This window comes from Chlorobiota bacterium (assembly GCA_016710285.1).
In the GTDB taxonomy this organism is placed as follows: Bacteria; Bacteroidota; Ignavibacteria; order OLB7; family OLB7; genus OLB7.
On sequence record JADJXR010000001.1, the window covers coordinates 681,296 to 694,781 of the forward strand.

Sequence of the window (13,486 nt, forward strand, 5' to 3'; positions counted from 1 at the left end):
GTTTCCCCCCAACCGTTTGTTCTCACATTATCGTGGTAGCTGGAACCCCGCCGTTCGTCGGCCCGCACCCTGCTGCACGGTGATGAAATAGGTTCCTGATGGAAGGCCACGAATATCTATTTGGATACTTTGCTTCCCTACTCTCCCTTCCACCGTTCGCTCGGTGATTACTCGCCGCCCTTGCAGGTCGTCGCACCAAGCGTGTACTGCTTCGGGATTCTCACTCGTGAATTCTACTTCCACATAATCTCCCACATTTTTCACCACAATCTCTCCCATGGTTTCCCTTGCGGGGGAGGCTTGCTCCACACTGCTTACTTCATCTAAATAGGCTACCAATCCTCCACCACCAGCAACTACGTGTGGTTCTTGTTTCATCATTGCTACACGAGTGTTTGAACCTTTCTCTAATAAAATGCTATCAACACTCCATGAAGCTCCGCCATCGGTGGTGCGGCATATTCGGCCGCCTGATGTTCCAATGCCACGCAGCAAATTGGTAAAGGTTATTGTTTGGAACCCGAACAGTTTCATTGGCAAGGTGTCCTGAAGCATAACGGTCCAACTTTCACCCCCATTGCTTGTTCGTGCAACGATCACCGGATAGCCATAACCAGGTTGAAAATCCCCAGGGGCAGTAAACCACCCATTAAGGCTATCAAGGAAGAAAAATCCTCCATGCCATCGCAATCCATTTGGCAACGAAAAAGGGTTGGTTTTTTGATCCCATGTTTTTCCATAATCGGTTGTTCGATTTATTGCAAACCCAGAGGAATTTACTTCAAACCCAATATATTTTCCGGGAGCAATGCAGGCACCACTAAGCATCATTGTTTGTTCTAATTCTCCTGTGTTTTTCGGTCCAGGTATTAATTGCCATGTTGCTCCGCCATCCGATGTCACCATCGGACGATTGAACTCCTCATTCGGAACGCCTTTCGTCTCAAACAATACGCCGTGAAGGCTATCGCAGAAATACATCGGTTTTGCATAAGCGAAGCCATCATATACCCGAGTTTTCGCCCATGTTTTTCCTCCGTCAACCGAACGAATAATGTAGCTGCTGTCGGCACTGGCTACTATCACATCTGGTGAAATCCAAGCAAGGCTGGATAGCTGCAATGCCCGCTTTGGATACATCCCCGTATCTGCGTACACCTTTTTCCATGTTTTTCCACCATCCATTGTTTGGAATATAAAGGTGTCATCAAATTGAATTTCTTGCCCACCAATCACGCAACGCTGTTCATCCAAACAGGCAATGCATGATATTCCACGCTCCACCACCCTTTGGATTTTCCATTCTTTTTGTTGTGCTACTACTGCTGGCGAGCAGCATACCACGCAGAAGAGTAGGAGAAATCGTTCAAAATAGTTGTGCTTCATAATAAACCGCCGATGTGAGTACGTGAACGGGTGCAGCGCCACATTACAACATCACCCACAATGGAGCAAGAGAAATTATTGCCAGCACGAATAGCCCTTGCAGTAGGAATAGATGTGGCGGATTTGCGCAGGGCTGTGGGGGTTCACCAATGCCCAATCAACAACAGCCTTCCGCTTTCGGCAAGGGTGTCAATATCGGTCAGTTCATTGCTGATGTTGTTGCATCCTTTGCGCCAACGGCTGCTCCAGACGCGAAAGGTTTCGGGGTCATCAATAAGCAGCGTGATGTTGTTGGCACGGGCATATTCCGCTAATCGTTCTTCGGCGGCGGCATTAATGGCGTGGTGGCTAAGAACTCCATCAAGATTTAGGACGGAGACCCCGGGTAGGAAGTATCCAACAACACCAGCATTCCAAGCACCGATTGCCGTTGGCCGCAACGGAGCGGGCATGGATTCGATACGCTGCTGGAGCGTTATTGCCCCCCGGTATTTCAGGTTCTCCCCTCCTTCACGATTCCAACCGTTCCAGAACCCCAACCCTATCAACCCAGCAACAGCAATGGCAGGAATTGCCGGATGCCACGCCCGTGCGCGGCCCAACGCTCGCCGATGCAGCACGTGGTTGAACACAATTCCAACAACAACAATGATGAAGGGATACAGGAGTGTGCAATACCATGACCGCATCACCCCACCATAGATGGTGTGGGCAACAACAAACAGCAGAACACCAGCAACCAGCACCGCCACCAGCCGAACGCTGTTGAATGCTCCCCCGCCACTATCGCTCTGCGGCTTGCTTCGGCGAATGCTGAGCACCCACCAACCCACCATTGCCGCGCCGGCCACCCAACAGAACAGCAGGAGCGGTTTTCCCAAAAAGGGAATGGGGATGGTTCGCAGAACAGCAGTAAGGTTATCGGCCACCCGGCTGCACCATTCCCACACGCTTGGCGAATCGCTCCATAAAAATTGCGCTGCCATAAACTCCAAGGCTCGGCCGCTGGATTGCTGGATTGTGCCAAACGTCGCCAGCGACCAGAGTATCCACGGAGCAAGCAACGCGGCTGGAATCATCGCCACCCAACAGCTTTGCCGCCAACGTGGGCGAAGGCTCCAAAAAAGATAGAGGAGCAACGGAGCTATCACGAACAGGGAATCAACACGCGCCAGCAAGACCAGGCCGATAGCGATGGCAAGCCACTTCCAATCGCCTGGGTTGTTGCTGCGCAGCAGCCGAACGTAGAAATAGAGGAGGGACGAAAGGAGCATCACGGTCGCGCTGGTCTCCAAGCCGTTCATCGTGCCGAAGTGAGCAATCAGAAAGGGGGAAACAGCGTGAACCGCAGGAACACCCCACCGCAGCGAACGCCGCCAACCAAGCAGCACCCCCAAGCGGTAGAAAAAGATGATGGTGGCAAGGTCCAGCAGCCCACACAACAGAAGCACCCCACGGATTGGAAGAACTCCATCCGGCAGCACCCCCCAAAACGGCACAATGGCTCCCATCCACAGCGGATGGAAGCCATTGGTTGGCGAACTGCCGTCGAACGTTATGCCGTTTCCGTGGGCAATGTTCCGAGCAATCGTGAAATAGTAGAAAGCATCGTCAGGAAGAATGTGCTGAAGCTGCCAGTGGAACGGGGCAAGCACCACCCCAAGCCGCAGCAGCAGCCCGATCCCGACAATCATTGCTATCCCTTTGCGCTCACTCACGCACCAGCCGCTTGTATTTCATCCGGTGTGGGCGGCTGGCATCAATCCCAAGCTCCTTGCGGCGGAACTCTTCATACTGGGAATAATTTCCATCGAACCAACGGACGCTGCTCTCCCCTTCAAACGCCAAGATGTGCGTTGCCACACGATCCAAAAACCAGCGATCGTGGGAGATCACCACCGCGCATCCGCCAAAGTTCTGCAACGCCTCCTCAAGTGCCCGCAGCGTGTTCACGTCAAGGTCGTTGGTTGGCTCGTCAAGCAGCAGAACATTCCCCCCTTGCCGCAACGCTTTTGCAAGATGCACGCGGTTGCGCTCGCCACCGCTAAGGCTTCCCACCAGCTTCTGCTGGTCGCTTCCGCTGAAGTTGAACCAGGAGACATACGCCCGTGAATTCACGTCGCGGTTCCCAAGCCGGATCAGGTCCTCGCCGTCGGAAATTTCCTGCCAGATTGTTTTATCGGGATCAAGCGGGCGGCTTTGGTCCACGTAGGTTAGCTGCACCGTTTCGCCAACGCGGAAGCTGCCGTTGTCTGGCTCCATCTCCCCGGTCATCATTCGGAAAAGTGTGGTTTTGCCGGCTCCGTTCGGTCCAATCACCCCAATGATCCCGCCGGGAGGAAGGGAGAAGCTGAGGTTCTCGTACAGCAGTTTATCGCCGAAGGCTTTGGAGACCTCGGTGGCATCAATCACCATGTCGCCAAGCCGCGGCCCGGGGGGGATCACGATCTCCAATTCCTCGTTCCGTTTCTGGGTCTCTTCGCTCAGCAATTTCTCGTAGGCGGCAATGCGTGCCTTGCTTTTTGCGTGGCGGCCCTTCGGGTTGGTGCGGACCCACTCCAGCTCCTCGGCCAGTGCTTTCTGCCGTTTCGATTCCTGCTTTTCCTCCACCTCCAACCGGCGTTTTTTCTGTTCCAGCCAGGAAGAATAATTCCCCTCGAACGGGATGCCTTGCCCGCGGTCCAGCTCCAGAATCCACCCGGCCACGTTGTCCAAGAAATAGCGGTCGTGGGTGACGGCGATGATAGTCCCTTTGTACTGCGAAAGGTGTTGCTCCAGCCACGCCACCGACTCGGCATCAAGGTGGTTGGTTGGCTCGTCAAGCAGCAGAACATCCGGCTCCTGAAGCAGCAACCGGCAGAGCGCGACGCGGCGGCGCTCGCCACCGGAAAGGACGGAAACCGGGGTGTCGCCTTCGGGGCAGCGGAGCGCGTCCATTGCCATTTCCAGCTTGCTGTCAAGGTCCCACGCGTTCCGTTGTTCGATCTGTTCTTGCAGCTTGGCTTGCTCCTCCATCAGCACGTCAAAATCGGCATCGGGGTCGGCAAATTTTGCACTGACTTCCTCGTACCGTTTCAGCAGGTCCACGGTCTCCTGCGCTCCTTCTTCGACGATTTCTCGAACGGTTTTTGTGGGGTCCAGCTCCGGTTCCTGGGATAGATATCCAAAGGTGATTCCTTTCTGGGCGTTGATGGTCCCGAGATAATCTTTATCAACCCCGGCGATGATCCGCAGCAGGGTGCTTTTTCCGGCCCCGTTCAAGCCAAGCACGCCAATTTTCGCGCCGTAAAAGAAGGAGAGATAGATGTCCTTCAGAACCTGTTTGTTCGGCTTATGAACCTTCCCCACTCCGATCATGGAGAAGATGATTTTGTTATCGCTCATCGGCTAAATTTCTGAGATAGTTTGGTTGTGGAAAGGGACGAAACTACGGCAGCGGAGTTGGTGGGGCGGGTTAAAGTTTGTGGCATTCGCGACCGCGAAATTGCGATGGCCAGCACGCCGAAGCACGGGCAACATGGCTTGCGGTAAGGTGCTGTGCGGTTCGGCAAGTCCTGGGCTTGAAGGCCACAGGCATTTCTGGATGGCGTTTTGCGGGGTGATGGAAGGCTTGGGGCAAAAAAAACGGCCCTTTGATAAGAGCCGTTTACAGTAACCATCCCTACAGCATGAACCTTTATTTCTGATCTGTATTTCTGATTTCTGGTTCGTGATTGACCGTAGCATCCGGGGGCCGATCAAACGATATCCCTGACTTTTTCTCCTGCTGTGCCTGCTCAGTAGATTTTGCTTGTGCTGCGGGCTTATCGGAGGTTTTTGTTGAAGCCTTATTGCTGCTGCCGGTCTGCTTGGCAGCTTCCGGCATGGCTTTTTGCTCCTGCACTTGTGGTAGCGGAGCGGTTTGGATTACGGGAGCGGGTTGTGTGGCCACCGGGGTCTGGGGCTGGGATGGCGGCTGAGGTTCGGAATTTTTGGTGACGGCAAACCACGTCACCGTGCCGCCAACCACCACCGCGCCAATCGTTGCGGCGATTTTTGTTCCGCTCCAGAAGGCAACGCTGGTGCCACCAATTGTTTGCCCCAACAGGCCCAGCGCTGCGCCAATGGTTGCATCGTCCAATGCCTCGGATGGCTTTGTCTCCTCGGCTTCGCGAACCATCATCGAATGAATCTGCTGATGCTGGTCAAATTGCGCCCGAAGCTCTGCCGAGCCGGAGAGGATCGTCTCCAAATGGAGCGATTCTTCGGGGGAGAGTGCCCCCTCGAAATGTCCGATAAAAAGTTCCTGTGTTGTCATGTCTTATACCTTATCAAGAAAGTATGGAGCCAGAATATCATAGAGTCGTTGCTTTGCGCGGAAGATTCGCACTTTTACTGTGGCTAATTTTGTGTTAGTAATCTCTGAAATTTCGTTGTAACTGAAGCCGTTGTAAACCCGCAGCACCAATGCTTCGCGAAGGTCGTTCGGCAATTTTTCGATGGCTTTCTTTAGTATCTCGGCACTTTGGTCGTATTCCTCCGCCGGCTGAAACGCCATTGCACTTTCGTGCACGTCATCAATCGGGACATGGTGGACATTATCCCGGATGGCGTTAAGGCAAAGGTTCCGAGCGATGGCGAACAGCCATGCGGAAAAATTTCCGCTTTTGAAATGGTCCCGCTTACGGGTTACCCGAATAAACACCTCCTGGAAGATGTCCTCGGCAGCTTCGCGCTGGCCAAGCATTTTCAGGCAATACGCGTACACGCGACGGTTATATCGTTTATAGAGCGCGACAAAGGCTTGTTCACTTCCGCCTTTGAATTGCTCCATCAGTTCTTCATCGCTTAACCCGTCAGTATGAGGGGCTTCATGCATGTGTGGTCAAGAACACAAGGTTGGTTGGAAGGTTTCCTTAGCTTTGCAGCAAGTTACGAAATCAGCGCAGCGAAGCACGCACCAGCCACCCATCGTACTTTCGCAATTTTCAAGTGAAACAATCATCGGTGCAACAGGTATGGCACGCGCCAAGCATATCGCCGATACCGTATCTTGCGCGGCAACATTGGCAGCAACGGTACTGCTGCTGCGGCACAGTGCTATCACAACTCAAAACTCCTTAACGATACAGGTTCCACAATGGCTTCATCCGGTTATTACCGCTACCCTACTATTCACCATGAGACGGTGATCTTCATCAGCGAAGATGACCTTTGGTCGGTCCCCGCATCGGGGGGAATCGCCCGGCGGCTTACCACCAGCGTTAGCGAGGTTGCCCGCCCAATCCTTTCGCCCGATGGACAATGGATTGCCTTTATGGCCCGCGACGAAGGCCCCTACGAACTCTACGTTATGCCTTCCGTTGGTGGCGAGGCCAAGCGGCTAACGTGGCTTGGTTCGGTTGCGCGCCCCGTGGCTTGGACCCCGGATAGCAGCCGGATCATCTTTGTCACCAACCATGGCCAGCCATTTCCCCACACCATGCTCCCCTACTCGATCTCGCCAAATGGCGGTGAGTTCCAGTTGCTTCCGGTGGGGCCTGCGCACAACGTGGCATTTGGACCAAACGGCGGAATGGTGATTGGCCGCAACACCACCGACCCCGCACGCTGGAAACGATACCGCGGCGGAACCGCAGGGGAACTGTGGATTGACCCGAACGGAAACGGCGAGTTCCACAAACTGCTGACGCTTCGCAGCAACTACGCCTCCCCCATGTGGATCGGCAATCGCATCTATTTCGTGAGCGATCACGAGGGCTACGGCAATATCTACAGCTGCACCACCGATGGCCAGGACCTAACACGCCACACCGACCATGATGACTTCTTCGCCCGGAACCCCTCCACCGACGGGCAGCGCATTGTCTATCATGCCGGCGGCGACCTGTATCTGTTCGACCCCGCCACCGAGCAAAGCAACAAGCTCCAGATTGACTATCACTCCCCACGCTCCCAACGGCAGCGCCGGTTTGTCAATGGCGGCGATTACTTGCAGTATTATTCACTCCATCCAAAAGGGCACTCCGTTGCGCTGGTGCTCCGTGGCAAGCCGGTAACAATGGGGAACGAGGCCGGGGCGGTCCAATACTACGGCATTGAAGATGGCGTGCGCTATCGGCTGGCCGCATACCTGCATGATGGCAAGCGATTGGTGGCCACCAGCGATGCCAGCGGCGAGGAACGATTGGTGATCCTTGATGGCAATTCCCAGCAGCCGGAGGAACGCCTGGAGGATTTGGATATCGGCCATGCCATTGAGCTTCTTCCCTCCCCCAACAACGATCACGTGGCAATCACCAACAACCGGAACGAGGTGCTTCTTGTTGACCTTCAAAGCCGCGAACTGAAGGTGATTGACCGCAGCACAACGCTCCACGACACCTCCATCGCTTGGTCGCCCGATGGCCAATGGCTGGCCTTCAACCATGCCGACGACACCGAGACCAGCTTCCTGATGATCGCCAACATCACCACCGGCGAAAAACACCAGGTGACCGAGCCGACGCTGCAGGACGTTGCCCCCTCCTTCGATCCCGAAGGGAAGTACCTCTACTTCCTCAGCTACCGCGAATACGACCCGGTGTACGATAACCTCCACTTCGACCTCAGCTTTCCACGCGGCGTGCGCCCGTACTTGCTGACCTTGCAGAAGGAGACCGCGAACCCCTTCATCAAGCAGCCAAAGGCTCCAAAATCCATGAAGGATATGATGGAGAAGTTCAGCGAGGCCGGCAAGCACCAGCAAGCCGAGGAGGAAGCCGCCAAAGGGATCACCATTGATTTTGACGGGATCACGCGGCGCATTCTTCCCTTCCCCGTGCCGGAGGGGCGTTACTCGCAAGTAAAAGGGGCAAAGGGGAAAGTCTTCTTCGTCAACCACCAACCGCAGGGAAGCCTTAGCCGGAATATCTATGCCGAGTCGGCCCCATCGGGAGTGCTGGATTGCTACGATTTCGAGACGATGAAGACCGAGAACTACGCCAGCGGCGTCAGTGAAATTGAGCTGCTTCCAGAGACCGACACGCTGATCTACCGCTCGGGAAAACGCCTGCGGGTGATCTCCACCAACAACAGACCCGACCCCAGCAAGGAGAGCGGCGACAACAGCGAATGGATTGACCTAAACCGCCCCAAAGTCAGCGTCACCCCCAGCGAAGAATGGCGGCAGATGTACCGCGAGGCCTGGCGGCTGCAACGCGACTACTTCTGGACCGAAGGCCTGCTGGGGCTGAACTGGCCAAACATCTACACCCTCTACCTCCCGCTGCTGGAGAAGATCAGCACACGCTCGGAATTCAGCGATGTCATCTGGGAACTGCATGGTGAGTTGGGAACATCGCACGCCTACGAGATGGGGGGCGATTATCGCCCATCGCCACACTACGCCCAGGGGTTCTTGGGGGCCGACCTTGCGTGGGACGAATCGGCCGGGGTCTGGCGGGTCCAGCGCGTGGTTCGCGGCGATTGCTGGAGCGACCGATTCGGCTCGCCGTTGGATCGCGCGGGGGTGAACATTGCCGAAGGGGATGCAATCGTGGCGATGAACGGGAAGCGGCTAACAAAGGACCACGGTCCAGCAGTCCACTTGGTGAACATGGCCAACACCGACGTCACCATCACCTACCGAAGCGGCAGCTTGGACGAAGAAAAAACCGTCCAGATCACGACGATGATGAGCGAAGGCCGCGCCCGTTACCGCGAGTGGGTGAACGAGAACCGCCGGAAGGTTCACGCAGCAACCAACGGGCGCGTGGGCTATGTTCACATTCCCGATATGGGGCCGTTTGGCTACAGCGAATTCCACCGCGGCTTCCTTGCCGAATCCTCCCGCGAGGCACTGGTGGTGGATGTCCGGTTCAACGGCGGCGGCCACGTCTCGCAGTTGATTTTGGAGAAGTTAGCCCGCAAGACCATTGGCTACAGCCTGCCACGCTACGGGCTTCCAAGCCCTTATCCCAGCAACAGCGTTCGGGGGCCAATGGTTGCCCTAACCAACGAAAACGCCGGAAGCGATGGCGACATCTTCAGCCACTGCTTCAAGCTGATGAAACTGGGGCCATTGATCGGCAAACGAACCTGGGGCGGGGTTGTAGGGATTTGGCCGCGCAACCCAATGGTGGATGGATCGGTGACAACACAGCCGGAGTTCAGCACCTGGTTTACCGACGTGCAGTGGGGCGTGGAGAACTACGGAACCGACCCCGACATTGAAATTGACATCACCCCACAAGACCACGCCGCCGGACGCGACACGCAGCTTGAGCGTGGCATTGCCGAGGTGCTGCGATTGCTGGATGAACATCCAACCAACCAGCCAGAGTTCGGCGACCGCCCAACACTGGCCCCCGCTCCGCTACCCAAACGGCACATCAACGGAAAGGTCTCTTCCTAAGCCAGAAAACGAAACCGCCGCACAAACAGAATTGTGCGGCGGTTTTTTTTTGTTGATGCAGAGCTGGATGCTGAGATAGAATCTCTCCCTCTCGCACGTTCTGCCATTAGCTGCTCACTTTCTTCCCTCTTCCCCGTTTCGGTTTTTTCTCCGGCGGGTTGGCGCGGCGTTCTTCAATCAGTGCCACGGCTTCCTCGATTGTTAGCTCTTCAACCGGGCGATTTTTGGGAACCGGCGCGTTGACCTCGCCATGCTTCAGATATGGCCCGTAGCGGCCAACGTACGCCTCCACCGGCGCACCATCCAACGGGTGGTTTCCGATAATTCTGAGGATGCCCCGCTTCCCTTGCCCCAGCTTTTTCAACTCCAACAACTCCAACGCGCGCGGCAGCTGAATGGACAACACGTCGTCGGTGGATTTCAGCGAAGCAAACTCCCCGGCGTGCGTCACGAACGGCCCGAATCGCCCAATCCCCACTTTCACCGCCTCGTCGCTTTCGGGGTGATAGCCCAGCGTGCGGGGAAGCTCCACCAACCCAATCGCTTGCTCCAGCGTGATGCTCTCCGGCGTGACCCCTTTCGGCAAGGTGGTCCGCACAACTTTGGGGGCATCGTCCTCCCCCAACTGGACGTAGGCCCCGTACGGGCCGGTCTTCACATAAATCGGAAGGTTCGTCACCGGGTGGCGGCCAAATTCTTCCGCGCCGGAAAGTTTGCGGCGCACAATCAATTCCGCTTGTTCGACGGTTAGATCCGCGGGGCCGATGGTGTCGGGCAGCGAGACCCGCAACGGGTCATCGCCGTTCTCCGCCGGCTTCTCCAGATACGCCCCAAACCGCCCCACGCGGACATCGGCATCAAGGTCGTCGAACTGGATGGTGCAGGCTTCGCGTGGGTCAATCTTCTCCTCCTGTTTTTTCACTTGCTCCTCCAACCCCTCGGTCCCGCCATAGAAGTTTTTGAGATATGGCAACCACTCCGCATCGCCGCTGGCGATGTCGTCCAGGGTCTGCTCCATCTGGGCGGTGAACCCAAGGTCCACAAGGCGCGGGAAGTATTGCTCCAGCAGCGATGTGACAGCAATCGCCGTAAACGTGGGGACCAGCTGCGATCCAGCTTTGCGGGCGTAGCCGCGATCCTGAATTGTGTTGATGATGCTGGCGTAGGTGCTGGGGCGTCCGATTCCTTCGCGCTCAAGGGATTGAACCAATGCGGCTTCGGTGTAGCGTGCCGGCGGCTTGGTCTCGTGGCCAATCGGCTGAAGGTCACGGCACTCCAGGGGGATGCCGCTGGCAAGCTGCGGAAGCGGTGTGTCGCGGTCCTCAAGGGTTGCCTCGGGGTCGTCGCTCCCTTCCACGTAGGCGCGGAAGAATCCGGGGAACTCCACCCGCTTCCCCATTGCTCGGAATGTTGCGTCGGCAGCCTGCACCGCGACGCTGGTGAAACGGATGCGCGCCTCGGCCATTTGGGTGGCCATTGCCCGCATCCAGATCAGGTCGTAGAGTGCCGCCTCAACCCCCTCCAAACCAAGGTCTGGCGACGTTGGCATGTGGGTTCCGGCCGGGCGGATTGCTTCGTGAGCTTCCTGCGCAGCCTTGCTTTTGGTGGTGAATTGGCGCGGGCTTCCGCTCAGGTACTCGGCCCCGTACTTCCCTTGCACCGCCTCGCGAATTGCGTGGATTGCCGACTCCGACAAATGCACCGAATCGGTACGCATGTAGGTGATGAAACCGCGCTCGTACAGCCGCTGCGCGCAACGCATGGTATCCTGGGCACTAAGCCCCAACTTCCGGTTTGCCTCCTGCTGCATGGTGGAAGTGGTGAACGGGGGCGCGGGGGCGCGGACCTCCACTTTTTCTTCCACATCGCCAACGCGCCACGCGGCATTCAGCAACCGCTGCTGAAGCTGGCGCGACTCCGCCTCGCCAAGCAGAAGGACATCACGCCCTGCGGCGATGTGGCCGGTGTCGGGGTCGAAGTCTTTTCCGATTGCCAGCCGCTGCCCGCCAAGTGCCACCATGATTGCCTCGAACTCACCACCGGAAGCCGCAAGGGTTGCCTTCAGATCCCAGTACGTTCCGCTGTGGAACCGGCGGCGCTCAAGCTCACGATTCACCAGCAACCGCACCGCCACCGATTGCACCCGCCCTGCGGAAAGCCCACGTGCGATTTTTTTCCAGAGGAGCGGGGAAAGGGTGTAGCCGTACAAGCGGTCAAGGATGCGGCGGGTTTCTTGGGCGCGGACCAAACGGTCGTCAACGGTGCGGGTGTTCTGCAGCGCTTCCTTGATTGCTTCCTCGGTGATCTCATGGAACACCATCCGCCGCACCGGGACCTTCGGTTTCAGAATCTCCAGAAGATGCCAGCCGATAGATTCCCCCTCGCGGTCCTCGTCGGTTGCGACAATCAACTCATCGGCTTCCTTCAATGCGGCCTTCAGCCGTTTTATCACCTCTTGTTTTTGGGCAGGGATGATGTAGAGGGGGGAAAAATCTTCCTCCACATCAACGCCAATGCGTGCCCACTTTGCTTTCTTCAAGGCCGCAGGAATGTCGGCAGCTTTTGCCGGAAGGTCCCGCACGCTCCCCATCGAAGCCTCCACCTGGTATTCCGGCGGAAGGAATGTTTTGATGGTTTTTGCCTTGGTCGGAGATTCTACGATAACAAGCTTCATGTGTGTATTCGTCAGTATATCCAGTCGCCAGGCGAACTGTTTTTTTTATTGAAAAGGTTTCCCGTTAGTATGCCATTGCCAATCCGCAGAACGGTGCTGGACCTCTGCGCTTCCCTCCCTCTCTGCTCTTCTTGTTTCGTGCGGGGGGCGCGAACCATTTCCCATCTGCTTTCCATCTACTTTCCATCGCTGCCATTACTCCACAAACCTCACCCCAATGCCTGCAAACACCATTCCTTCTATCTGGTTGGTTGAGGGATTTCCCCCGATAACCCCGCTTAGCTCAAGGGCGATTCGGCGGTTGTTGCGGTCAAGGGTCCAGCCGATGTACGGGGTCCAGAAAACGCGATCATCATAAACCTGCTTCACCACGGTTTCGTAGTCGCGGGCGGTGACGAACGTTTCATCCGAATAGAGCCATGTGCTTTTAACGCCGCAGTAGAAACTGCTGGAATCGAAGGCCCAGGTGTAGCCAATCCCTCCGCTCAGCCCGTAGCTGCCATATATCCCAGCAATGCTGGTGGAATCAAAAAAGAAATGCTCGTTGAACACCCATCGCGCACCGTAGCCGATTCCGCCAAGCTGAACCGCCATTTTATGATTGCCCTCGCGCCCAAACAGCATCTGTTTTATGCCAACCGCCACCCCAACATCAACCGTCTCGAAATATCCCGCAGCAAGCCCAAATAGTAGATATGGAGTTGCCACGGTCCAGGCCGAAACGCTGGCATCGGTGGTGTTGGTTACTGCCACATCGGCCCTTCCGATTAGGTAGGGAATCGAAAGCGCGTTGGTCATCGTCCAGCTGGAGTCGCGATAGAGGTTCGGCACGTCGGGGCCGAATCCAACTCCATATCCCCCAGCTGTTTTGCCGGACCCCAGCGTCTCGGCGTTCTGCAGCTCCAACGTGTTGATTGCCGTGCAGCCGCACAAGAATGCCGCAAGCCAAGCCGCTGCAACAATGGAGCGAAGCATAGTATCCTTTGGTTGTGTGCCCCGTGTTGGATATGCAGATTGAAGGAACATGGGCTCCCGTTTCTGCATCAATCACC

Annotated in this window: 8 protein-coding genes; 1 reads left to right on the plus strand and 7 read right to left on the minus strand. The window is 56.4% G+C overall.

The features are described from left to right. Positions 1-27: 27 nt before the first annotated feature. From IPM61_02470 to IPM61_02490, 5 genes are all read right to left on the minus strand, one after another. A complete protein-coding gene (locus IPM61_02470; protein MBK8910170.1) occupies positions 28-1,386 on the minus strand; it encodes a hypothetical protein in 1,359 nt (452 codons plus the stop codon). Positions 1,387-1,529: 143 nt separating this feature from the next. Next, entirely contained in the window at positions 1,530-3,104 is a 1,575-nt protein-coding gene (locus IPM61_02475) for a glycosyltransferase family 39 protein (protein ID MBK8910171.1), read from the minus strand. Further along, positions 3,097-4,770, minus strand: a complete 1,674-nt coding sequence (gene ettA, locus IPM61_02480) for an energy-dependent translational throttle protein EttA (protein MBK8910172.1) — start codon at positions 4,768-4,770, stop codon at positions 3,097-3,099. Before ettA ends, IPM61_02475 begins: the two co-directional genes overlap by 8 nt. 292 nt (positions 4,771-5,062) lie before the next feature. Beyond that, on the minus strand, positions 5,063-5,683 hold the full coding sequence (locus IPM61_02485) for a hypothetical protein (GenBank protein MBK8910173.1): 621 nt from the start codon (positions 5,681-5,683) through the stop codon (positions 5,063-5,065). Between the two features lie 3 nt (positions 5,684-5,686). Further along, a complete protein-coding gene (locus tag IPM61_02490) occupies positions 5,687-6,244 on the minus strand; it encodes an RNA polymerase sigma factor (GenBank protein ID MBK8910174.1) in 558 nt (185 codons plus the stop codon). 261 nt (positions 6,245-6,505) lie between these two features. Between IPM61_02490 and IPM61_02495 the strand changes: the two genes are divergently transcribed. Next, positions 6,506-9,760, plus strand: coding sequence for a PD40 domain-containing protein (locus tag IPM61_02495; protein MBK8910175.1), 3,255 nt, complete (start codon positions 6,506-6,508; stop codon positions 9,758-9,760). Positions 9,761-9,866: 106 nt separating this feature from the next. On the opposite strand, the gene topA is transcribed toward IPM61_02495, so the two are convergent. After that, the gene (topA, locus tag IPM61_02500) at positions 9,867-12,434 is read right to left on the minus strand and encodes a type I DNA topoisomerase (GenBank protein ID MBK8910176.1); all 2,568 of its coding nucleotides are present in this window, start codon (positions 12,432-12,434) and stop codon (positions 9,867-9,869) included. Positions 12,435-12,629: 195 nt separating this feature from the next. Then, positions 12,630-13,409: a hypothetical protein gene (locus IPM61_02505; protein MBK8910177.1), complete on the minus strand. Its 780-nt coding sequence runs from the start codon at positions 13,407-13,409 to the stop codon at positions 12,630-12,632. Positions 13,410-13,486: the final 77 nt, after the last annotated feature.